20 protein-coding genes are annotated in these 22,696 nt (G+C 68.3%); 12 read left to right on the top strand and 8 right to left on the bottom strand.

Annotated features, from left to right (window positions below; all coding sequences use genetic code 11):
- Nucleotides 1-179: 179 nt before the first annotated feature.
- Complete coding sequence (locus tag ASG80_RS04960; RefSeq protein ID WP_056729061.1) at nt 180-4,823, top strand: family 78 glycoside hydrolase catalytic domain; 4,644 nt, start codon at nt 180-182, stop codon at nt 4,821-4,823.
- A 56-nt stretch (nt 4,824-4,879) separates the two neighbouring features.
- On the opposite strand, the gene ASG80_RS04955 is transcribed toward ASG80_RS04960, so the two are convergent.
- Nucleotides 4,880-5,194 carry a hypothetical protein gene (locus tag ASG80_RS04955; RefSeq protein WP_056729060.1) on the bottom strand — a complete coding sequence of 105 codons (315 nt, stop codon included), beginning with the start codon at nt 5,192-5,194 and terminating at the stop codon, nt 4,880-4,882.
- 219 nt (nt 5,195-5,413) lie between these two features.
- On the opposite strand from ASG80_RS04955, the gene ASG80_RS04950 reads away from it, so the two are divergent.
- The 5 genes from ASG80_RS04950 (at nt 5,414) to ASG80_RS04930 (ending at nt 10,396) form a co-directional block, all read left to right on the top strand.
- Nucleotides 5,414-5,995 carry a hypothetical protein gene (locus ASG80_RS04950; RefSeq protein WP_156401659.1) on the top strand — a complete coding sequence of 194 codons (582 nt, stop codon included), beginning with the start codon at nt 5,414-5,416 and terminating at the stop codon, nt 5,993-5,995.
- Between the two features lie 52 nt (nt 5,996-6,047).
- Nucleotides 6,048-8,018 (top strand): histidine kinase, encoded by a 1,971-nt coding sequence (locus ASG80_RS04945; protein WP_056729058.1) that lies wholly within the window; start codon nt 6,048-6,050, stop codon nt 8,016-8,018.
- On the top strand, nt 8,015-8,650 hold the full coding sequence (locus tag ASG80_RS04940) for a response regulator transcription factor (RefSeq protein ID WP_056729057.1): 636 nt from the start codon (nt 8,015-8,017) through the stop codon (nt 8,648-8,650). The genes ASG80_RS04945 and ASG80_RS04940 overlap by 4 nt, the downstream gene beginning before the upstream one ends.
- Nucleotides 8,651-8,828: 178 nt before the next feature.
- Nucleotides 8,829-9,776 carry an alpha/beta fold hydrolase gene (locus tag ASG80_RS04935; RefSeq protein ID WP_162256595.1) on the top strand — a complete coding sequence of 316 codons (948 nt, stop codon included), beginning with the start codon at nt 8,829-8,831 and terminating at the stop codon, nt 9,774-9,776.
- Between the two features lie 71 nt (nt 9,777-9,847).
- Nucleotides 9,848-10,396 carry a copper resistance protein NlpE N-terminal domain-containing protein gene (locus ASG80_RS04930; RefSeq protein ID WP_156401658.1) on the top strand — a complete coding sequence of 183 codons (549 nt, stop codon included), beginning with the start codon at nt 9,848-9,850 and terminating at the stop codon, nt 10,394-10,396.
- Nucleotides 10,397-10,512: 116 nt separating this feature from the next.
- Here the strand turns inward: ASG80_RS04930 and ASG80_RS04925 are convergent, their stop codons facing one another.
- The 4 genes from ASG80_RS04925 to ASG80_RS04910 all read right to left on the bottom strand — a co-directional run bounded on the left by ASG80_RS04925 (nt 10,513) and on the right by ASG80_RS04910 (nt 13,469).
- A complete protein-coding gene (locus ASG80_RS04925; protein WP_056729189.1) occupies nt 10,513-11,790 on the bottom strand; it encodes a glycosyltransferase in 1,278 nt (425 codons plus the stop codon).
- Between the two features lie 209 nt (nt 11,791-11,999).
- Nucleotides 12,000-12,419 carry a type II toxin-antitoxin system VapC family toxin gene (locus tag ASG80_RS04920; RefSeq protein ID WP_056729054.1) on the bottom strand — a complete coding sequence of 140 codons (420 nt, stop codon included), beginning with the start codon at nt 12,417-12,419 and terminating at the stop codon, nt 12,000-12,002.
- Complete coding sequence (locus tag ASG80_RS04915) at nt 12,416-12,646, bottom strand: type II toxin-antitoxin system prevent-host-death family antitoxin (RefSeq protein WP_235508177.1); 231 nt, start codon at nt 12,644-12,646, stop codon at nt 12,416-12,418. The genes ASG80_RS04920 and ASG80_RS04915 overlap by 4 nt, the downstream gene beginning before the upstream one ends.
- A 157-nt stretch (nt 12,647-12,803) precedes the next feature.
- Nucleotides 12,804-13,469, bottom strand: coding sequence for a hypothetical protein (locus ASG80_RS04910; RefSeq protein ID WP_056729053.1), 666 nt, complete (start codon nt 13,467-13,469; stop codon nt 12,804-12,806).
- 323 nt (nt 13,470-13,792) lie between these two features.
- Here ASG80_RS04910 and ASG80_RS04905 point away from each other — a divergent pair, with 323 nt between their 5' ends.
- Complete coding sequence (locus tag ASG80_RS04905) at nt 13,793-15,385, top strand: ABC-F family ATP-binding cassette domain-containing protein (protein ID WP_056729052.1); 1,593 nt, start codon at nt 13,793-13,795, stop codon at nt 15,383-15,385.
- Between the two features lie 202 nt (nt 15,386-15,587).
- Here ASG80_RS04905 and ASG80_RS24350 read toward each other — a convergent pair.
- A partial coding sequence (locus tag ASG80_RS24350; protein ID WP_235508176.1) for an RNA polymerase subunit sigma-70 occupies nt 15,588-16,571 on the bottom strand: 984 nt, incomplete at its 3' end.
- A gap of 130 nt (nt 16,572-16,701) precedes the next feature.
- On the opposite strand from ASG80_RS24350, the gene ASG80_RS04900 reads away from it, so the two are divergent.
- Together ASG80_RS04900 and ASG80_RS04895 are read left to right on the top strand one after the other, a co-directional pair.
- Nucleotides 16,702-17,493, top strand: coding sequence for an SDR family NAD(P)-dependent oxidoreductase (locus ASG80_RS04900; RefSeq protein ID WP_056729051.1), 792 nt, complete (start codon nt 16,702-16,704; stop codon nt 17,491-17,493).
- Nucleotides 17,494-17,595: 102 nt separating this feature from the next.
- Nucleotides 17,596-18,045 carry a DUF6069 family protein gene (locus ASG80_RS04895; protein WP_056729050.1) on the top strand — a complete coding sequence of 150 codons (450 nt, stop codon included), beginning with the start codon at nt 17,596-17,598 and terminating at the stop codon, nt 18,043-18,045.
- On the opposite strand, the gene ASG80_RS24095 is transcribed toward ASG80_RS04895, so the two are convergent.
- Together ASG80_RS24095 and ASG80_RS04885 are read right to left on the bottom strand one after the other, a co-directional pair.
- Nucleotides 18,022-18,459 carry a hypothetical protein gene (locus ASG80_RS24095; protein ID WP_200952496.1) on the bottom strand — a complete coding sequence of 146 codons (438 nt, stop codon included), beginning with the start codon at nt 18,457-18,459 and terminating at the stop codon, nt 18,022-18,024. The two genes, ASG80_RS04895 and ASG80_RS24095, sit on opposite strands and share 24 nt — an antisense overlap.
- 126 nt (nt 18,460-18,585) lie before the next feature.
- Nucleotides 18,586-19,341, bottom strand: coding sequence for a FadR/GntR family transcriptional regulator (locus ASG80_RS04885; RefSeq protein WP_082589794.1), 756 nt, complete (start codon nt 19,339-19,341; stop codon nt 18,586-18,588).
- 175 nt (nt 19,342-19,516) lie between these two features.
- On the opposite strand from ASG80_RS04885, the gene ASG80_RS04880 reads away from it, so the two are divergent.
- The 3 genes from ASG80_RS04880 to ASG80_RS04870 are packed head-to-tail and all read left to right on the top strand — an operon-like array spanning nt 19,517 to nt 22,686.
- Nucleotides 19,517-20,845 (top strand): ABC transporter substrate-binding protein, encoded by a 1,329-nt coding sequence (locus ASG80_RS04880; RefSeq protein ID WP_235508175.1) that lies wholly within the window; start codon nt 19,517-19,519, stop codon nt 20,843-20,845.
- 1 nt (nt 20,846) lies between these two features.
- Nucleotides 20,847-21,791: a carbohydrate ABC transporter permease gene (locus ASG80_RS04875; RefSeq protein WP_082589770.1), complete on the top strand. Its 945-nt coding sequence runs from the start codon at nt 20,847-20,849 to the stop codon at nt 21,789-21,791.
- Nucleotides 21,784-22,686 (top strand): carbohydrate ABC transporter permease, encoded by a 903-nt coding sequence (locus ASG80_RS04870; RefSeq protein ID WP_056729047.1) that lies wholly within the window; start codon nt 21,784-21,786, stop codon nt 22,684-22,686. Before ASG80_RS04875 ends, ASG80_RS04870 begins: the two co-directional genes overlap by 8 nt.
- Nucleotides 22,687-22,696: the final 10 nt, after the last annotated feature.

The raw sequence follows: 22,696 nt of genomic DNA, 5'->3' as shown, positions 1-22,696 counted from the left end.
GCGTCGCGCCGATGCGTGCTGTTAGGGTGACTGAACATCTTCTGAATCGATTCATTTCGAGTGCAAACGTGAGGTATGCAATGTCGCATTCCCGGATTCCGTGGCGCCCCCAAGCCGGTGCTCATCGAACCCCGAACCCGTCCGCTCATCGTCTCGAGGGCTTGTCTCGGCGCATTCCCTTGATCGCCGCAGTCGTGGCCGGCCTCGTCCTGCCCCTGGCCGTCGTCGCACCCTCCCAGGCGGCCGACGACGTCAGCCTCGAGGCTCTCGAGGTCGAGCGCAAGCCCGAACCGGTCGGCATCGACGTCGATGCACCCCGGTTCTCCTGGATCATCGATGCGTCGGTGCGCGACGTCACGCAGGAGTCGTACCGTGTGCGTGTCGCCGAGAGTGCCGACGCACTCGAAGCCGGCGACGTGGTGTGGGACGGCGGCACGGTCCCCTCGTCGAGCACGTTCGACGTGGAGTATGACGGCCCCCAGCTGGAGGCGGCGACGCACTACACCTGGGACGTGGCATCCGAGACCACCGCCGGCATGGCCACGGCAACCAGCCACTTCACGACCGGACTCTTCGTGGATGAGGACTGGGCCGACAGCGCATGGATCGGAAACGAGCGGCCCGACGCATCCGACCAACTCACGCTCAGTGGGGCCTCCTGGATCTGGACCCCCGAGCAGAACGCGCCGTTCGCCCCTGCCGAAGCCCGAGCTTTCCGACTCACCCACGACAGCGACGGCCGGGTCGCCCGCAACGCAACCGTGCTCATCACCGCGGACGACGCATTCGAGCTCTGGGTGAACGGCACCTCGCTCGGCAGCACGCAAGGCGCTGAGAACGAATGGCAACAATCGCACCTCTACACGTCGGCCCTTCAACCCGACGGGAACGTCTTCGCCGTGCGCACCGTCAACGGTGGCAATACGCCGGCCGGCCTGATCGCCAAGGTGCGCATCGCCTACGCCGACGGCACGAGCGAGACGTTCGTGACCGACGACGACTGGCTGGCGAGCAAAACCGTCGAACCGGGCTTCGAGAGCCCCGACTTCGATGACTCGGGATGGGGTCACGCCGCCGTGTTCGCCACCTACGGGTCCGGTCCGTGGGGCAGCGGCGTCCGGCCGCCGGCCGAACGGGTGCTCCCCGCCCCGCTGCTGCGGAAGGAGTTCGAGGTCGACGCCGACCTCGCCCGTGCCACCCTGTACTACGCCGCGGGTGCCTACGCCGACGTGACGCTGAACGGGGAGCCCATCAGCGATGCCGTGCTCACTCCCGGCTTCACCGATTACGACGACACCGTGCAGTACGCCGCCGCCGACGTCACCGGCCTGCTCGCCGCCGGTGTCAATGCCGCGGGCATCGAGCTCGGCCGCGGATTCTTCGGCATGACGGGTGGCAACGTCTGGCGTTGGGAGTCGCCGCCATGGCACGACGAGCCCATGGTTCGGGCGGTCCTGCACCTCGAATACGCCGACGGCCGCGTCGATGAAGTTGTCACCGACGACTCGTGGACGATCGCAGACGGCCCCACCGTCTTCGACGACCTGTACGCCGGCGAGCGGTATGACGCACGTCTGGCGAAGGACGGCTTCGACGCAGTCGGATACGACGACGATACGTGGACGTCGGCCAACGAGGTCGAGGGGCCGTCGGGCGTGCTCGTCAACATGCGCCAACAGCCGATCCGCGTCACCGAGTCGCTGCCGGCCGAGGAGATCACCGAGCCCGCCGATGGGGTCTATGTCGTGAAGTTCCCCCGCGTCATCGCGGGTTGGACCCAGGTGACGGCCGAAGGCGCCGCCGGGGCGACCGTGCAGCTGCGATACGCAGAGAAGCTCGCCGATGACGGCACCGTGAATCAGGCCAACAACGGAGGGTTCGCCGCCGGGTTCCAGACCGACCGCTTCACGCTGGCCGGCACCGGCGCGCCGGAGACCTGGGAGGCGCGGTTCTCGTACAAGGGTTTCCAGTACGTCGAGGTCACCGGATGGCCCGGCGATGAGGCGCCGCCGTTGTCGGCCTTCACCGCGAAGGTCGTGCACACCGACGCCGAGGAGACAGGATCGTTCGAGAGCGCGAATCCATTGCTCGACCAGACCCACCGTGCTGTCGTCGACACCATGCTGAACAACATCCACAGCATCCCCACGGACACCCCCATGTTCGAGAAGAACGGATGGACAGGTGACGCGGCCATCGGCGCCGAGATGTTCATGCTGAACCTCGACGTGCACGAGTTGTTCGCCAAGTGGATCCGAGATGTCCACGAAACGCGCGACGAGGGCGGCGCACCGCTGGTGATCGCGCCGAGCTCGGGTGACTGGGGTCAATGGGGTGTGAATCCCCCATGGCACTCCGCGTACGTCATGATCCCGTGGTGGCTGTACCAGTACGGCGGCGATGAGCGCGTGCTCTCCGAGTACTACGACGGCATGAAGGGCTACGTCGACCTCGAGTTCGGTCGCAGCGCAGCCGGGATCGTATCCAACCCGCGGCTCGGCGACTGGGTGAGTCCCGAGGCCAGCCCGGCCGGCGGCAATGCGCCCGAGGACACCCGCGTCTCGGCGACGGCGTACCTGTACACGATGCTCAGGACGATGGAGCGGGCGGCGAACCTGCTTGGAGAGGACGCGGATGCGACGGCCTTCGCCGACGACGCGGCCGTCGTGAAGGAGGCGTTCAACGCCGCATTCCTCGCGGACGACGGCAGTCACTACCGTGGCAACGGCGATCGGGGGTACCGGCAGACGCACAACGTGCTCGCCCTTGCGTTCGGGCTGACGCCCGACGAGGAGACCGCTGAGCGAGTCGCCGCTTCGATCGTCGCCGACATCGAGGCCAAGGGCATGCACCTGAACACGGGCGTGCTCGGGACGAAGTACCTGCTCCCCGTGCTCACGGACTACGGGTACGCCGACGTGGCGTACGCCGTTGCGACGCAGACGACGTATCCCAGCTGGGGCTACATGATCGAGAACGGTGCGACCACGATGTGGGAGCACTGGGCGCTGGATGCTCGTTCCCGAGGCCACTACTTCCTCGGCACGATCGACGACTGGCTCTTCCACGACGTCGCCGGCATCCAGGCATCCGAGGAAACCGGCTATCGCGACATCACGATCGCACCGGCGGTCACGACGCAGCTCGACCACGCGAGCGCGTCGACGTCGACCCCGTACGGCCCGGTGTCGAGTTCATGGCGACGCGACGGTGACCGGCTGCAGCTCGACGTGCATGTGCCGGTGGGCAGCACGGCGACCGTGGTGATTCCCGCCGCCAACGCCTATGCCGTCACCGAGGGCGGCGTTCGTGCGGCCGACGCCGAGGGTGTGCACGACGTGTCGGCCGAGGACGGACTCGTGCGGGTTGTCATCGGTTCGGGGGACTACGCATTCGCATCCGATCCGCGGCTCGGCATGATCGGCTCCGTGATCGAGTTGGTGTCGGCACTGCCCGACCTGATCAGGTCGCTGGAGGCCGACGGCCTACTGAACGGCGGCTTGTCCGGCCGTCTCGCGCGGTTCGCCGAGCGTGCCGCGGATGCCGCGTCGGAGGCGTTCGATGCCGCCCTCCCCGGTGAAACGACCGCTGCGGCGCAACACCTCGCCGCCGCGGAGGTGGCGCTCGACGAGCTCGCCACGGCGCTGAAGAAGGACGACGCCGACGCGGCCGTGGAGCTCGTCGATGCTGTTTCCGACGCGTCGGATGCCGCCGGCGCGGCGGTCGCGTCGTTGCTCGGGCTAGCGCTGGATGCCACGGTCGGCGCGGATGTGCTCCGGCCCGGTGACGTCGCATCCGTACTGGTAGGCGTCGCGAACCAGGGCGACCAGCGCATCGGAAACGTCCGCTCCGTGATCGCGGGCCTCGATGACGACTGGACGGTCGACCCTGTTCAGGCACGCTTGGCGAATCAACTCGACGCGGGGCAGTCCGCTCAGGCGGAGTTCGCGCTCGCGGTGCCGCAACGACAGAAGCCCGGCACGACCACGGCATCGGCGCGCGTCACGTTCGACTATGCGGGCGCGAGTCTGTCGATCCGGGCGGCATTCGAATTGACCGTGGACTCGCCGGTGCTCATCGACTCTGTGACAGCCGACCCGGCCGAGGTCCGCCCGGGCGGACGCACCGACGTGACCGTCGCCGTGCGCAACGTGGGTTCGGTCGGCTCCGACGGGGTCGTCGTGCTCGAACTGCCGGAGGGCTGGGAGCCGGTCGGTGAGCAGGCGATGAGCGTGCCCGCGGGCGGAACGCAGACCGCGACCTTCGCGGTCGCGGTGCCGCGCGATGCAGCGCAGGCGGTCACCGACGTCGGGCTGGTCGCGCGGTTCATCAGCGACGGCGAACCGCTCGCGTCGGGTTCCGGTCCGCTCAGGGTGGCGATCGACGCGATTGTGGACGATGCGATCGACCACGTCGACCTCGGCGATGGCACATCGGAGCAGGTGCACGCGCTCTCGGCATCGCCGTCGTCGGGCACGAGTGACGAGGCGGGACTGACGAGGCGCTATGCCGGCCACCTCACCCCGTTCTCGTACTTCGAGTTCGACGTCGCGGTGCCGGCGGGGGAGTCGTTCGTCCTGCGGGCGACTGAGACCTACGACCGCGACCAGGTGAAGCGCTACAAGGTCTATGTCGACGGCGAGGAGGTGCTGCTCCGCACGTTCGCCCACGGCGGTGGCGCAGGCACGGAGACCTATGAATTCGTGGTCCCGGCTGCGCACGCGGACGAGGACGGTGTTGTACGGGTCAAGTTCGAGAACCAGGACGACCCGAGCTATTACGACCCGTCGATCGCGGACGTCTGGGTACGTCCGGCCGGCTGAACTGCGTCGGGGCGCAAGCATGGAGTTCGACACGGTGCTCGCAGCGGCGGCGATGGTCAGCGCCTTGAACTCGCGTTCGTGCGAATGCGACCGCGCAAGAATGGGAGCGCCGGCGCCCGGTACACGAGCGCTGGTGGATGATGCGGCTCGAGCGCGAACTCGGCACGGCCGAAGCGCCACAACCGGTTGAACAGGAACACCCCGACGACGACCGTCTCGCCTGCCGGCACTTGCCACGTGCCGATTCCCCACTGGGCCGGCTGACCTCGCCTGCCGATCACGAGCGTCGGCTTGACGCCGCCGTAGAGCGCGAACCAGGGCTTGTGCAGCGTCAGTTCGATGCGGCGGGCCGCCTGTTCGTCAGCGTTCATCGGGCGTCAGACGGCACGAGCGCGAACGCGCCCTGATGAGGCTCAGTCGTCCGCTCAATCCGCACTGCCTTTCGTGGTTCGCTTCGGCCAACGGTAGTGGTTGCCCGGAGGCCGGGCTCCGCCGCCGGTGTCCCGCAGAGTCGGGACGATCGGCGCCTCGACCCGGGAGATCGTTCCCGCCACCCGACTCGGGGGTGTCTGCGGCCATACCTTCGCGTCATGACTATTACACCTGTTACTCCAGTCGTCGCATCCACGCGTCGTCTTCTGCTGCTGGGCGGTGCCACCCTCGTGGTCGGCGCCGCGCTCGAACTCGGTTCTGGGATCCTGCAATCCCTGTTGCCGCAGAGTCCGCTCGGCTTCGTCCCTCCGGCGGTCCTCGCGGTCGCTGCCGTGCTGCTCGCGCTGGGTGGAGTCGGCGGGCGCTCGGTGCTGGCGCGAATCGGCCTGTTCGTGTACGCGGCCGCTCACGCCATCCTGATGATCGCGTCGATCGCCGCGATGACCGGCAACGTCATCGAGCTGCTGTTTCCGCTCGGCGGCACGCTGTTGACGCTCGGCATGCTCGTCGCCGGCATCGAGGTCGCCCGCGTCGGTGCCGTCGGCGGATTCGCGCGCTGGGGCCTGCTGCTCGTCGGGGTGTGGATGCTGTTCATCGATATCGCGACGTTCGCCGCTCTCGACCTCGGCGGGCTCGCGAACGCGGATGGGCCGGGCTTCGTCGCTGCGCTGGTCGGCGTCGTGCTGCTGGCAGCCGAAGGCATCGCGATCGTCGTGTCCGCACGCTCCGCCCTGCAGTGACCGCAATATGGTGACTGTGGAACACTGACCTCACCATGACTCAGTCCTCACCATGACTCAGCCCGTGCTCCGTGCCGTCGGCATCGCCGGCGGCACGGTCGCGGCCGCGCTCGTCGTCGTCACGGTCACGTTCTTCGTCGGCAACGGTTGGACGCTGGCTGACGCGTTCGAGAGTTATGCGCTGAGCAACCTCGTCAACGGTGCGAGCCTCGCGATCTGCGGCACCCTGCTCGCGCTCGCCCGGCCGCGCAATGTGCTCGGCTGGTTGCTGCTCGGCGGCGGTCTGGCCTACCTCGTGTCCGCCGCGGCGACCCCTGCGTCGGCTTACGCCGCAGAGCACGGCTGGCCGGAGTCGTTGGTCGCGGTACTTGCCGGTCTGGGCGTCAGCGCGTGGAGCATCGCCATCGGGCTCGCACTGCCGTTCGCCCTGCTCTTGTTCCCCACCGGACGGCTCTCGAACGCGCCCGAGCGGGTCGCGGCGGTGATCGTCGGACTGAGCGGCCTTGGATTCGTCGGCCTCTTCGGCGGAGTCTTCGCCAGGCTCGCGAATGCGCCCAGCGACGTGAATCCGCTCAGCGCGCCGGGATTCGAGCTCCTCGCGGTGCTCTGGAGCGTGGTGAACATCGCATCGACCGTCATCTGGTTCGCACTCCTCGCTCGCCTGGTCGTCGTGTACATCCGCGGATCCGAGACCGTGCGCCGCCAGGTGCTGTGGGTCGCACTCGCTGGCCTCGTCGCGTTCGTGGTTTCGGTGCCGCTCACGGTGTTCGGGCTCGGCGACAACTCGCTGCTGCTCGTCTACACGCTCATTCCGATCGCGATCCTGATCGCGGTGCTGCGGCACCGGCTGCTCGACATCACGCTCGTGTTCTCGCGGGCACTCGCATGGACCGTGCTCACGGCCGTCGTGGTGCTCGCCTACATCGGTGCAGTCGCGCTGCTGAGCCTGGTGCTCCAGTCGACGGTGAGCTCGATCATCGTCGCGCTGCTGGTCGCGCTCGCGTTCGATCCGTTGCGCCGATTCCTGCAGCGGGTGGTCGACCGCCTGCTCTACGGGCGTCGATCCGAACCGGTGCACGTGATGCAGCTCGTGGCGCGGGAGGTGTCGAGCGGTGGGGAGTCGGCGGAGTTGCTCGGCCGGCTCGCGGCATCCCTCCGCCTGCCGTGGCTGTCGCTCGAGGTCGACGGCTTGGAGGCGGTGACGACCGGGGAGCGGGTCGAGTCGGTGGTGGAGTTCCCCCTCGTGCAGGATGAGCGGCCGTCAGGCCGTCTGGTCGTCGGCGTGCGGCCCGGACAGGCGGGCCTCACCCGATCCGACCGCGATGTGCTGGAGCTGGTCGCACCGGTGCTCGCGTTGCTCGCAGGTTCGCGACGACTGACGCAGGAGCTCATCGCATCCCGCCGTCATGTCGTCGATGTCGCCGAAGCCGAGCGACTGCGGGTGCAGCGCGAACTGCACGACGGTGTGGCGTCGGCGATCACGGGGTTGTCGTTCAAGTTGGAGGCCGCCGCAGAGCTCGTGGACGATCCGGTTGCCCTCCGACCCGTGCTCTCGGCCGTGCGCACGGATGTGGCCGGCATCCACCAGTCCATCCGCGCCGTCATCAACGATCTTCGACCGCAAGAATTGGACGCGGCCGGTCTGGTCGCGGCGCTCCGCCAGCGGACCGCGGCGATCTCGTCGGCCGGCCGGCGAGTGGATGTGGTGTTGCGCGGCGGCAAGAGCCTGCCGACAGTGTCGCCGAGCGTCGAGGCGGCGGCGTACCGCATCTGCACCGAGGCGGTGTCGAATGCGCTACGGCATTCCGGTGGTCGCACGATCGCGGTGCACCTCTGGTCGGCCCGCGATCGCCTCATGCTGAAGATCACGGATGACGGCGGCAGCTCCGACGGGGATTGGAAGCCGGGGGTCGGCATCGCCTCGATGCAGGAGCGCGCCGAACTGCTCGGCGGCGCGTTCTCGGTGCAGCGGCGACCAGATGGCACGGATGTCTCGGTGGAACTGCCGTTGGTGGCGTCATGACGGTGCGCGTGCTGGTGGTGGACGACCACCCGATGGTGCGCGATGGGCTGGCCGCCTTGCTCGGGTCGGTGTCCGGCGTGGAGGTGGTCGGGTTCGGCGACTCCGGCGAGGCGGCAGTGTCTCTGGCCCATGAGCTCGACCCCGACCTCGTCGTGATGGACGTGTCGATGGCCGGCATCGGCGGTCTCGCCGCGACGAAACGCATCGTCGACGGGGGAGCGCGGGTGCTCATTCTCACGATGCTCGAGGATCCGGGCACCCTGGTCGCCGCGTTCCAGGTGGGGGCGAGCGGGTACCTGTCGAAGTCGAGCGGACGTGCCGAGATCGCAGCGGCCATCCAGGCCGTGCATGCCGGGCAACTGGTCGTCGGGAGCGCGCTGTCGAATGCGGCACGGTCGCTGTTGGCGCGGGGCGAGGTCGGCGGCCGCGGTGAGTTCCCTGAGCTCAGCGCGCGACAGTTCGAGGTGCTCCGTGGCCTGGCGCGAGGGCTCGACAACGCTGCGATCGCCACCGAGCTGGATGTGACATCGAAGACGGTGGCGAACACCGTGTCGGAGTTGCTCACCCGTCTGCAGGTGCCGAGCCGGGTCGCGGCGGCGGCGGCGGCGCGAGAGCGCGGGTTGGGTGCATAGGTCGAGATCGAGAACCACCGACTTCAGGAATATCAAGGAAACAACTCGGCGTACGTGCACGCGAAGCAGTCGCGGCTGAAGATGCTCGAGCGCCAGTTCGCGCACGAGGAGGAGCTGCTCGCCACGAGCGTGCCTGCCCGGTTGCGTGCGCGACCCAAGGCGGAGGACCATGATGCGCATGGAGGCACGTTTCCGGCGCGTCGTCTTCCTTGCTGTCGCGACCGCCCTCCTCGGGGCTGGGTGCGCCGAGGGCCGGGGGGAGCCGAGCCCGGCCGGCACCCGGGACACCTCCGGCACGTCGGATGCCGCGGACGAGATCGCCAGGTCCTCGGAGCAGATCGACATCGGGGGTCGGGCGCTCCACCTGGAGTGCTGGGGCGAGCGGGTTGCCGGCGAGCCCACTGTCCTCCTCATCACAGGTCAAGGGCCCACCACGTCGTCCTGGGAGCTCATGGCCGGCGAGTTCGCCGCCGACGGCCACCACTTGTGCGCCTACGACCGGGCCGGAGTCGGCGGGAGCGACCCGGCGCCGGAGGCCAGCCGCACCACGGAGGACCAGGTGACTGACCTGGTGGCGCTGCTCGATGCCGCCGACCTGCAGGAGCCGGTCATCGTGGCCGCGCACTCCCTCGGCTCACATCCTGCCATCGGGCTCGTGGCTCGTGCTCCGGAGCGCGTCGCCGGAGTGGTGCTGATCGACCCGTTACCCCCGCGCGTCGGCGCCGCGCAGCGGGCCGCATTGCCTCCCGAGAAACCCGACGAATCACCGGAGGTAGCCGAAGAACGCCGCTTCCTGACCGACTTCCTCTACGACCCGGCCCAGAGCCCCGAGCACCTCCTCCTCGCGGCGAGCGACGAGGAGGTGGCGACGCTGCTCGACGAGCCCGGGCCGATCTTCGGGGACCTCCCGACCGTCGTGCTCCAGGGGCCAGGTCCTCCACCCGTGCCCGGCCTGCCCGACAGCTACCACGCGGCGACGGAGGCGGCCTTCGACGACGGCTTCAGGGAGCTCGCCGCCGAGTCGACGCACGGCACACTCATCGACGTGGAGGACACGGGCCACAACATCCAGGACGACCAACCGGATATCGTCATGGACGCCATCAGCGACGTCATGGCCGGATAGGCAGGGCGCTCCGGTACCCCCGTTGCTGCGGCCGCGCGAAACGTCTTACGCTGCTGCCAAGGTGACTCAGGTTGATCAAGCGCACCGTATGGATAATCGCAGCGATCGTCGGCGGGGCGATCGCGGTGTTAGCCGTGGTTGCCTGGGTGCTCGCAGCGAACGCGCCCGCTCGGCAGATGGCGTTCCCACCTTGGTATCCCGCAACGAACGACTCGGGCGACCCGGCGTTCGTCGATTTCGAGAACCACGTGCCGTGCGCGGTCGACGACTCGCCGGCGGAGGATTGCCAGCGCGTGAAGTTCAGCCTCGTGCTCTACCGCGACGCGGAGTCGAACGAGCCGACGACGTACGTCATGTCACGGCTCCGGGTTGGGGTGAGCAACGATCGCCAGGTGAACGAGGGCACGTGGAGTATCGGACAGGGCACGGCGCTTGATCCCGAGGCGACGGTCTACCAGCTCGACACTGGCGCGCCCGAAGGTCTGGACGTGTACTGGCCGATCGGCGACGACATCTTGTTCGTGCTCGACGAGCAGCTCATGCCGAGAGTCGGCGACGCGGCATATGGCTACGCGCTCAACAGCGTGCCGCTCGGGAAGTGGAACTCCGTGCCCGAGTGATACGCCACGCTCAACCGATATCAAGAACCAACCCAGCCGAGCAGATCACTCGGAGACCGTGGCGAGCGCCGCGTCGATTCGCGCTGACGACATCGAGGCAATCGTCGCCGCGCGTCCTACGTTCCGGCCGTCGGCGTTCGATCGGTCGACCGGCCGCTCGCCGGGATCGGCTGCTCGAGCTCGTCGAGCAGCGCGCTGCTCGCGGCATCCCGTGCCACAACCCGGCCGAGCTCTGCCGCGGCGCGCCGGTACTCGTCGTCGCCGAGCACCTCGGCGATGGCGCGGGCGATCGTCCGCGCCGGTGCGCGGCGTGAGACCGCGACGCCGGCGCCTCGGCTCGTGACCCGAACGGCGTTGGCCGCCTGATCGCGGCCGTGGTGGAGGATGACGAGCGGCCGCTCCGCCGCAAGCGTCTTGATCACGGTGCCGTGACCGCCGTGGGTGACGACGAGGTCGGCCTCGCGCATGACCTCGCGATGCGGCGCCGAGCTCACCACGGTGACGTTCGCCGGTGAGCGGATCGCGTCGGGCGCGACCGCGGGACCCGTGGTCACCAGCCCTCGTACGGGCAGGCTCTCGAGGGCGTCGACGATCCGCTGCATGCACGCGACGTGATTCTGGAACGTCGACGACATGGCCACCAGGACGAGGGGCTCGTCGCCCGCGGGAGGTTCCCATGCCTCGTCGGCTGCCCAGGCGGGATCGTCGAGGATGGGCCCGACGTAGCGGGCGTTGTCCCGCAACTGCGCCGGAAAGTCGAACGCCTCGGAGGTGAGCACGAGCTCTCGTCGTGCGCGGTGCAGCTGGTCCCACGTGTGCGCGACCGGATCGAGGCCGAGCTCACCGCGAAGCGCGTTGATGGGAGCGAGCGTGTACCGGTCGAACAGGCGAGTGGCTCCCGCGTTCACCGTCCGATCGCGCACCCGCCCGAGCGGCCCTCGCCCTGGGGCGAGACCGGTGCCGAGCGCCGACGCTCCGGGCGAGGGCATGGGGTAGATGTTCGGGATGAGCACGTCGAACGGAATCCCGCGAGCCTCGGCCGCGATCATGGCGCCGACGGCCATGAAGGACGTCACCACGAGCTCCGGCCGCACCGCGTCGATCGCGTTCGTGGTGTCGGATGCCTGGCCCGGCGCGGGTCCGGTGAACATGTGCTCGGCCATGCCCCGCGCGAGGCTCGTCGGGGTGCGCAGCTCCCAGTCGCGGAATTCTCCGGCCGGGCGCGAGGTCCATGGGACGAACGTCGCGCCGGTTCGGAGGACCTGGTCCGCCATGGACTCGTCCGCGCATACGGTGATCAGATGCCCGCGATCCACGAGTCGACGGGCGACACCGACTTCGGGCGGAACAGTGCCACCGGCGTCGGTGAGTGCGAACAGGATTCGAAGCTTCATGCTCCGCATTGTGCTCTGATGCCCGCGAAACGGCATCGGTGCGGGCACTGATCGCCGCGTCAGTCGGGCAGCGGCACGACCGTGACCGGGCGTCCGCCCCGCGAGACGACGTCGTCGATGGGGATGGGCCGGATGGGCTTCTCGGCGGAAGCCGACGGTCGCGAACACCGGGGGCGACCTGTTGCGCAGCCCACGGCACGCGTGCGCCTTCAGGCGCTCCACGGGTTCAGCAGCGGCACTTCGAGCGGGGCGAAGTCGCGTACATTGCGCGTGACGACCGTGAGCCCGTGCACGGCGGCGGTTGCTGCGATGAGCGCATCGCGCTCAGGTCGTGGGTCGGGAACATCGAGCGTCCCGGCGCGTATCGCCACTGTCGTGTCGATAGGAAGGATGCGACCTGCGAATGCCGGCAGCACGCTGCCGTCGAGCCAGCCACGCAAGAGTGCTCCCTGCTCGGCATCGGCCCGCTCCTTGCGGCGCACGCCGATCTCGAGTTCGAGTACGGTGATCGCGCAGAGATGAAGCGTCTCAATCTCTTGTTCGACGGCCCAGGCGATCACACCGGGGTCGGCCGTGTGCGCAGGCTTGCGCAACTCGCTGATCACGTTCGTGTCGAGCAGCCAGCTCACAGCTCGGGTACCCGGAGCTCGATGTCGACTCGAGGCGTCTCGAACGAGACGTCTTCGCTCATGCGGAGCGCGTCGACGATGCGACCGCGCGGGCCGCGGAGCCGAGTGAACTCGCTCATCGACATCAGCACGAAGGACGGTCGGCCTCGGTCGGTGATGATCACGGGTTCGATGGCGGCGCGGCGTTTCGCAGCGGCGACATCATTGTTGAAGTCTCGTGAGGTCACGGTTGACAGGAGATCACCTCCGAACGATCGAGATAGCCGCCATTGTAGCATTGTTGCCAACCTTCCTTCGACGGGTCACCGCAGCGCGGCTCGCGTTCGCGCGCTGGAGCCCGAGTCACCCGCTCGGGTGAGCGGCCCGGGCCGGGTGCGGGCTCGATCAGGTCAGATCGCCGGTCGCCTGCCGGACGAGCGCTTCAGCCTGGGCAACATCGGACCTCGCGTGCGCGTATGCGCGCTGCACCTTGCGGAAGACGAAGAGGCGCGTGGAGAGCTGGCGTTGGGTGAGCCCCGAGAGCGGTGTGTTCACTCGGTGCAGGGCATACAGCTCGGCGAGCTCTCGGCGAGCCTTGACTTGCACCGACTCGTCCGCGGCATCTGCGCTCGAATCGCCAAGTGCCCAGGCCACAAGTGCCGAGTCAAGTGTGGACACCGCGATAGTGCGGGCGAACGCCGCCGGCGTCGGAAGGCTCGGGGTCAGGTTCGACAGCTCTTCGACTCGTGCTGCGTGCCCCCGCGGGTCGAACAGCAGGAAGTCGGTCACCAGTGCGACCGCTTCTCGTCGGCGTTCGTCGAGCGAGCGCGAGGTCCATTGCTCGACCGGGATGCCGGACGCGATCTGGGTGAGCAGGATGTCGGCGTCGACGATGCGGCCGAGGGTTCGCGTGCGTTCGGCGTATTTCGAGTTCAGCTCGCCATCGATCACCGAGAAGAAGGCGTCGGGGTCGTGCAGTTCGGCGAGCGTCTTCGGGGCGCGTTCGGCCCACTCCCTGCGCACCCAATCGCTCCACCCAGTGACCTCGATGAAGACGCTGCCCGATTCCATGAGTTGATCGTCGCGCGCACCACCGACAGTCCCTTGGATCGCGCCTTCCGACCCACTCGGCATGCCGTCGTCGTGCAGGCAGGACCTGTGCCGACCCTTCATCCACAGCGGTAGCGTCGGTACCGAGACCGACGAATGCGTGGTGCCGACAGGGCACGCGGCCGAGACGGAGTCGTGCGGGTCAAGTTCGAGAACAGAGGACGACCTGAGATACTACGACCCGTCGGTCGCAGACGAGCGAGTGTGTCCGGCCGCTGAATTGCGTCGAGGTTCGCTGTGTGTGCCGCCGGCCGTCACCGCCCCCACCCATAGCAAGGACACCCGTGAGCCTGATCCGCCTGAACGACGTGAGCATGGAGTTCGACGGGCGTCCGGTGCTGCGCGAGGCGTTCCTCAAGCTGCGGCGGGGCGACCGCATCGGGCTTATCGGCAAGAACGGCACGGGCAAGACGACGTTCCTCGAGCTGGTGCTCGGGCGGCGGGAGCCGACGGGCGGCACCGCCGACGTGACCCTGGGCACCACGATCGGGTACTTCTCGCAGTTCTCCGAGCTCGACGGCGAGCAGAGTATCTACGAGACGCTGAGCGCCCATTTCACCGCGGTGCACGAGACGCAGGAGCGCCTCGACGAGATCGGTGCGCTGCTGGCCGAGCCGATGACGGATGCCGCGATGACGGCCCTGCTCGCCGAGCAGGGCGAGCTGTTCGAGCGCATGGACGCGGTCGGCGGCTGGACGTACGAGAACACCATCGACACGGTGCTCACGAGCCTCGGTTTCGACGAGGAGCGGCGGCACCTGCCCGTCGACCGGCTGTCGGGCGGATGGCGCAACCGCGCCGCGCTCGCGCTGATCTTGGTGCAGGCGCCCGATGTGCTGCTGCTCGACGAGCCGACGAACTTCCTCGACCTCGACGGGGTGCGCTGGATCGAGGGCTGGCTCGGCGGGTTCGCGGGCGCGGTGCTGGTGGTCTCGCACGACCGGCAGTTCCTCGACGGGGTGGTCGACCGCATCGTCGAGATCGAGAACTCCCGGCTGCAGGAGTACGAGGGCAATTACTCGGCGTATGTGCACGCGAAGCAGTCGCGGCTGAAGATGCTCGAGCGCCAGTTCGCGCACGAGGAGGAGCTGCTGGCCTACGAGCAGGCCGCGTCGACGGCGCGTCGTGAGGCGGCCCGGAACCCGTCGAACGCGGTCGCGCGCCGGCTCGCCGACATCAAGAAGCGTCAGGCGCCGCGCCCGATCGACCAGATCATCACCGCGATCTACGACGGGCTGCGGGTCAGCAACGACCTGCTCACCGTGACCGGGCTGGCGAAGGGGTTCAACGGCACGCCGCTGTTCGAGGACCTCTCGTTCGACCTGCAGCGCGGCGACCGGGTCGCGGTGCTCGGCTCGAACGGGTCGGGCAAGTCGACCCTGCTGGACGTGCTCACCGGTGACACCGAAGCGGATGCCGGGACGGTGCGTTGGGCGAAGGGCGTGCGGTTCGTGTCGTACAACCGGGTCTACGCTGCGCTCGATCTGGCCGACACGGTCGGGCATGCGGTGAACGCGTATCCGGACTCGTTGGCGTTCACGGCGACGAAGAAGAGCGTGAACCGGTTCCTGGCCATGCTGCAGTTCTCCGAGGCCGACCTGCAGCAGAAGATCGGCACCCTCTCGGGCGGTCAGCGCGCCCGTGTCGCGATCGCCCAGTGCCTGCTCTCGGGGGCGGCGGTGATCGTGCTCGACGAGCCGACGAACCACCTCGACATCACGTCGACCCAGGTGATGGAGCGGGCGCTGACGCACTTCCCGGGCGCCGTCGTCGTGGTGAGCCACGATCGGTTCTTCGTCGACAAGCTGGCCGATCGGCTGCTGGTGTTCGACGGCGGGCCGCGTGTACGGGAGACGGCGGCGACCGGCGCGCTCTGACGTCGGACGGTCGTCCTACCGSTCGGGAAGCTGCCGSGGCAACCCGAACCACGGGAGCACGGTGTTCTCGAATCGGGTCAGGGCTCGGATGCGATCGCCGGCGAGCGTGAGGACGAAGAGGCCGACTCCGTGGCGCGCGCCGCCGGCGTCGCGCAGGTAGGCGAGGTGGGCGGCGTTCCATGCGCGCTCGCACTCGGCCTCNCAACCCGAACCACGGGAGCACGGTGTTCTCGAATCGGGTCAGGGCTCGGATGCGATCGCCGGCGAGCGTGAGGACGAAGAGGCCGACTCCGTGGCGCGCGCCGCCGGCGTCGCGCAGGTAGGCGCCGAAGGCCGGCTGCCCGTTCGCCCACGTCGGCACGAGGTCGAAGCGGCGCCCGGCGTCGAAGATGGCACCGAAGAACCGCGCCGCCGGCTCGCGTCCCTCGTACTCGAACGGCATCGGCGGCATCGAGATGAACACGTCGTCGGTGAGCAGCGCGATGAGGGCCCCGAGGTCGGCCGACTCGTAGGCGTCGGCGAATTGTGCAGCGAGCGCGGCTTCGGCGGGTGAGCCCGGCGGAGGCGGCGGCTCGTTCCGCGGCATCCGGCGCTGCAGGGTGGCCCGCGCCCGCTTGAGGGCACTCGTGACCGAGTCGACGGACGTGTCGAGCATGGCGGCCACCTCGGATGCGGGATAGCCGAGCACGTCACGCAGCACGAGCACGGCCACCTGACGCGGCGGAAGGAGTTGGAGCGCGGTCACGAATGCGAGGGAGATGGACTCCCGCTGTTCGTAGCGAGCCGCGGGGCCGAGCGGCTGGTCGATCACGCCCTCGAGGAGGGCGTCGGGGATGGGCTCGAGCCAGACGACCTCGCCGAGGCGGGTGGGCTCAGGTGGGTCGACTCGCGGCACGTCCCACTCCTTCGCCGGGCGACGCGCCGCCGCGCGCCGCGCATTGAGGCACCGGTTGGTGGCGATGCGGTACAGCCAGGTGCGAAGCGACGAGCGGCCCTCGAACGACGCGAGGCCCTGCCACGCGGCGAGCAGGGTGTCCTGCAGCGCATCCTCGGCGTCGCTGATGGAGCCCAGCATCCGATAGCAGTGCACCTGCAGTTCACGCTGGTGCGGCGCGACCAGCTCACGGAACGCCTCACCGTCACCCGCTCGTGCCCGCGCGACCAGGTCGTCCGCCACCACGCCCATGATTCGTCACCCGCCTCCGGAGCGTCCTGCTCCTCACTGTATGGACACCGGCCGTCACACGGAATGGGCGGTGGCCGAAGCCCAGTTCGCGGCATCCGCGGGGTCTTCATCAGCGACGAAAGGGAACCCCATGTTGCTGGAGAACAAGATCGCGGTGGTCTACGGAGCCGGAGGGTCGATCGGAGGTGCCGTCGCGCGCGCCTTCGCCGAGGAGGGGGCGGAGGTGTTCCTCACCGGACACGCGCGGGGACCCGTCGAGGCGGTCGCGGCCGACATCCGTGCTGCCGGCGGAGTCGCCGAGGCTGCCCAGGTCGACGCGCTCGACGAGGGCGCGATCGATGCGCACCTGGCGTCGGTGGTCGAGCGGGTGGGCCGGGTCGACATCTCGTTCAACGCCGTCGGGATCCCGGATGCCGGCGTCGTCGGCGTTCCCCTCGTGGACGTCGACGTGGCGCAGTTCGCCAGGCCGATCGACGCCTACACGCGGTCGTACTTCCTCACGGCACGCTTGGCAGCACGACGGATGTCGCAGGCGGGGTCGGGCGTGATCATGCGGGTCACCACGCTGCACTCGCGGATCGGGCTTCCGCTCGTGGGTGGATACGGGCCTGCGATGGCGGCGATGGAGGCCCTCACCCGCGAGCTCTCGGCGGAGCTCGCGCCGCGCGGCATCCGTGTCGTCGGGATTCGGCCGCAGGCGATGCAGGACTCGAGCACGATTCGCGAGGCCTTCGAACCGCGCGCCGCCGCCACCGGGTTGACGTGGGAGCAGTGGCAGGAGCTGCTCGCGAGCAGGACGCACCCGCGGCGGCTCATGTCGCTGCACGAGATGGCGGGCGTGGCCGCGTTCCTCGCGTCCGACCGCGCGAGCGGGCTGACCGGCACCATCGTCAACCTCACGATGGGGACCCTGGACGACTAGTCCTCGGGCCCTTGGGGAGCCATGAACCGGAAGCATCCGTCCCGTCGAGGTAGGGACATCCGACGCTACCGGGTGGAGCCGCTCGCTCGTAGTGTCAGCTGCATGGATGAGATGACCGCGCAGAATTCACCTTCACGCCGCCGCCGTCTCGGCAGGGTTGCGACCGTCGCGGCGGCCATTGCGGCGCCGCTCATCGTCTGGGTGATCGCCGTGCCCATCGCCGGCGTCGACCTCACGGTGGGCTCCGGCGCGGCGGCGCAGACCATCACGCCGCTGTCGATCGTCGTCGTGGTCCTCGTCGCCGGACTCGGCGCGTGGGGCGTGCTCGCCCTGCTCGAACGGTTCGTGAAGCACAGTGGCCGGGTCTTCGCGATCATCGGTTGGACGGTGCTCGCTCTCTCGTTGCTCGCGCCAGTGACGGGGGGCGCAGCGGGCGCCGTGTTCGTGGTGCTCGTCGTGATGCACCTCGTGACCGGGGCGACGCTGGTGATCGGGCTGCCGCTCGCGGCTCGCGGTCGGCCGGCGACGTCAGGCGATGACGTCGGGCGATGACAGCGCAGCGTGGTCGGCGCTCACTGGCCGATCCGCGCGAGGAACTCGAGCACGCGATGCGTGAGGAGCTTCGTCGCGCCGGGGTCGTAGCTCGGCAGGCTGGAGTCGGCGAAGTAGCGCCCGCCGGTCGTGGTGGATGTCGCTGGCGTCGGCGTAGGCCGCAGCGAGATCGGCTGCCCACAGCGAGTGCACGAGCACGTCGTCCTCAGGGTGCCAGTGCGGGTCCTGCGGCGTCGCCGCGAGCGCGGACGCCGCGGTCGACGCGGCATCCGTCACGCCCTCGGCAAGCATGCGCACCTGCGCTTTCGCGACGAGCGGCACCTTCATGGTCCACTCGGTCACCTGCGCGAGCGCGAACTGCGCCCACACCGGCCACGGCACCACGACAACGCGACGGTCAACGACGGATGCCATGCGCCGCACCGCCTTGACGTGCCGAAAGCGCACGCGACAACGCATTGAGCGACGGGCGTTCGACGCGGTCATGGCGCCGCGACGTGGACCAGGGGGCCGCGAAGCGTGGGTGGCGCCGATGACGTGCTAGTGACGAGGGCTCGGCGGACGACGGCGCTCCCACGCGTCGAGGATGTGGGCGCGCATCGTCTGTTCGGCGGCATCGGGGTCGCCGGCCTCGATGGCGGCGAAGACCCGCTCGTGCTCGTGGAGCGTCACGTCGAGTTGGCTGGGCAGGTTGAACCGGGCGCTCTCGCGAGCCTGTCCGAACAGCGTGGTGACGAGGTTGACGGCGAGGCGGTTCTGGGTCAGCTCGCCGACCGTCGCGTGGAAGATCACGTCGGCGGCGTTGAATCGAGGCTCGTCTTCGATCGTGTCGCGCATGCGCACGAGTGCCTCGCGCAGTCGCTCCAGCCCGTCGGGCGTGCGGCGGCCGGCTGCGTCGCGCGCGATGACCCCCTCGAGCGACGCGCGCACGACACTGAGATCGTCGAGGGTTCCGAGCGTCGCATCGTTCGCGACGAGCGCCGACAGCACGGTCGCGTCGACCATGTTCCACGAGTCCGCGTTGAGCACCTGAGTGCCGCGTCCCTGTGCGACCGTCACGAGTCCTTTCTCCTCGAGCCGCTTGACCGACTCGCGGATGACCGTGCGGCTCACCCCGAACTGCTCGCAGAGCACGGCTTCGGGGGGAAGGGAGCTTCCCGGCGGGAGATCGCCGCGCACGATGGCGTCGACGAGACCGGCGACGACGGTCACTCCGAGGCGGGGAGTCCTGGCGCGCGATGCGATCGTCGGGTACGAGGAAGTGCGTTCAGCACTGACACTCGCATCGAAGGACATGGCGCCAGCATATCGGCCGTTGTTGGTCACACCTATGACCTTTCCTTGCTAGTTGATAAGACGTATGATGTAATCACTTTACCCCGCTCGGGGCGCTTTGTCGTCAGCGACGCCGACCAGAACAGGAAACGACATGTCACAGCAATCGTCCCCCCGACGCCGACTCACTCGGCTGATGACCGTGGCGGCGGCAGCCGCAGCCGGTCTGCTCGTCCTCAGCGGATGCTCCCCCAGTGGGTCCGGAGCCGTGGAGGGGAGCTTCGGCTTCACCGAAGCCGAGCAGGTGCCCGACAGCGAGATCACCGTGTGGGTCGACGCCTCACGGGAGCCGGCCGTCACTGCATTCCAGGAGGCCTATCCCGACATCCCGGTCAAGCTCGAGACCTACGACGGCGGCGCGGGCGGCAGCGGCTCGTTCCAGAGCAAGATCACCCTCATGGACCAGGCGGGCGAGGGCTGGCCCGACGTCGTCTTCTCCACTCAGCAGAACGACGCCATCTGGGCCTCGAAGCAGACCGCCAACGGTGAGCAGGGCTTCGCCGCGCCGCTCGACAAGGGCTTCTTCGACCAGGAGTTTCTCGACGGCTTCGCCCCCGGTTCGCTCGACTTCGCGACGATCGACGGCACCGTCTACGGTCTGCGCAACGACCTCGCCCAGACGGTCTTCTACTACAACCAGACGCTGCTCGACCAGTTCGGCTACGAGGTCCCCACGACGTGGGAGGAGTACGGCGAACTGGGTGACAAGCTCGCGGCTGAACACCCCGGGTACATCCTCGGCAGCATGGGCGACAGCTTCATGACCTACGTCTACTACGGCGGATCCCAGTCGCCGGTGTTCCAGTCTCCCGAGCCGGCAGTCTTCCACTCCGACACGAGCGACGAGAACGCACAGAACATCTCGAAGATCATCGACGGCATGCTCGCCAACGGCACCCTCGTACAAGACAGCTTCTTCAGCGCTGAGTTCGCCGAAAAGTACGCCGACAAGCTCGTCGGTATGCCAGGACCGGTCTGGTACACCGGCGCCATCTTCCAAGGCGGCCTCGCCACGCCGGCCGGTCAGATCGGCGTCGCACCGCCCCTCTCGTGGGAGGGCGGCGAGGTTGCCGCCGGCAACGTCGGCGGTGGCCAGTGGTACGCGTCGAGCCACTCGAAGAACCTCGAAGCCGTCAAGACGTTCCTCGAGTTCGTCACGAGCGCGGATGAGTTCCAGGTCGAGGCGTCTTCCGGGTACCCGGCCTACACGTCAGCCGCGGAGAAGTGGCTCGACAAGCTAGCCGGGGACGCCTACTTCGTGAACGACGACTTCGAGACCGTCATGTCGGATGCCGCGGGCCAGATCTGGGACGGCTGGAATGTCACTTCGTGGAGTCCCGAGACGGCTTGGTCGAAGGTCGTCATCCCCGGCATCGCCGCGGGCGAGACCGTCGAATCCCTGCTGCCGGCCTGGCAGAAGGAGCTCGAGAACGAGGCCACCGTCAATGGATACACGGTGAAGTGACATGACCGTCACTGCTCCTCCCGCTCCGGTCGACGTCGTCCCCACCGGGCGACGTCGGCCGGGGCGCCGGCGCGCCAGCCGGATGAATGCAGGACAGTCGCGGTACGGCTACATCTTCGTCAGCGGCTACACGCTGCTGCTGCTCGCCTTCGGCCTGCTCCCGACGCTGTACGCCATCTACCTCGCGTTCACACGCAACGGCGCCTTCGTCGGCGTGGACAACTTCGTCCGCGTGTTCAACGACTACCGGTTCCTGCCGGCAGTCGCCCATGTCGCCCTCTACATCGTGTACTGGCTCATCAGTCTCATCGTGTTCGTGGTGATCCTCGCGATCATCGTGCACGCCATCCGGGTGCGCTGGCTCGGCAACACGGCGCGCTTCCTCTTCTACATTCCCGGCGCCATCGCCGGCGCCTCCAGCGTGCTGCTCTGGCTGTTCGTCCTCGACCCCACGGTGAGCCCCGTCTCGGGCCTCCTCAGGAGCATGGGGTACGAGTCGCTGGTCAACGTGGTGGCGGTCGACAACCTCCCGGTCGTCTTCACGGTGATCGCGTTCTGGGCCGGAGCCGGCGGATGGATCGTCATCATGTACGGCGCACTCAACAACATCAGCTCCGACATCATGGAGGCCGCGCGCATCGACGGTGCCGGCCCCATCCAGACGGCCTGGCACATCCAGCTCCCGATGCTGAAGAAGTGGATCAGCTACATGGGCATCATGTCGCTGGCCGCCGGCACGCAGCTCTTCGTCGAGCCGAAGATCCTCGCACAGGCGACCAAGAACGTCGTGCCCGAGGACTACTCGCTCAACCAGCTGGCCTACCTCTACGCCTTCAGGCAGAACGACTTCTCCGGGTCCGCGGCGATCTCGCTCGTGCTGCTCGTCGTCGCGCTCGGGTTGTCGGCCGTCTTCATCTTCCGCGGAAGGCTCTTCGAACATGACTGATCTCGCCGTACGCCGTCGAAGGGTCCTCACCCCCGGACAGTGGATCGGGCGTGCCCTCGTGACGATCGTCCTGCTCGTCTTCGCGGCCTTCTTCATCCTCCCGATCATCTGGCTGCTGCTGGCTCCCACGAAGAGCAACACCCAGCTCCTGCTCGAAAGCCCGTTCAGCTTCGGTTCATTCGACCAACTGGCCGGGAACTGGAACGAGCTCTTCGCCTTCGGCAGCGGGGTCTTCTCGACCTGGATCGGCAACTCGGCCTACTACTCGTTCGCCGCGCTCGCCATCACGCTCCTCGTGAGCATCCCGGCGGGGTATGCCCTGGCGCTCATCGAGTTCAAGGGCCGCAGGCTCCTGCTCGTCACGACGCTCATCGTGATGCTGATCCCGAACACGGCACTCGTCCTGCCGATCTTCCTCGAGCTCAGCGCGGCACGGCTCATCGGCAATCCGCTCGCCGTGATCCTGCCGTTCTCGTTCTTCCCGTTCGGGGTCTACCTGACGTACATCTACTTCTCGACGGCGGTGTCGCGCGACCTCTTGAATGCCGCGCGCATCGACGGCGCGGGGGAGCTGCGGGTGTTCGCGCAGGTGGCCATGCCGCTCGCCACACCCGTCATCGCCCTGGTGGGTTTCTTCAGCTTCGTCAGCAACTGGAACAACTACTTCCTCCCGTTCCTCGTGGTCGGCGGAGAGAAGATCCCGGTGCAGGTCGGGTTGGCGAACCTGCTCGCGAACGTCCCGGCATTCAACCCCACGACGGTGGGCAGCATCGTCATCCAGTTGCCGACACTGGCGCTCGCGACGCTGCTCTCGGTCGCGCCCATCCTGTTGATCTTCCTGTTCGCGCAGCGCTTCCTCGTCGAGGGAATGACCGCGGGCGGAACCAAGGAATGACTGCGAGTAC

Source organism: Agromyces sp. Soil535, assembly GCF_001428255.1.
Lineage (GTDB): Bacteria > Actinomycetota > Actinomycetes > Actinomycetales > Microbacteriaceae > Agromyces.
The sequence above is the reverse complement of the archived record's forward strand: the minus strand, read 5'-3'. Positions and strand labels throughout refer to the sequence as shown.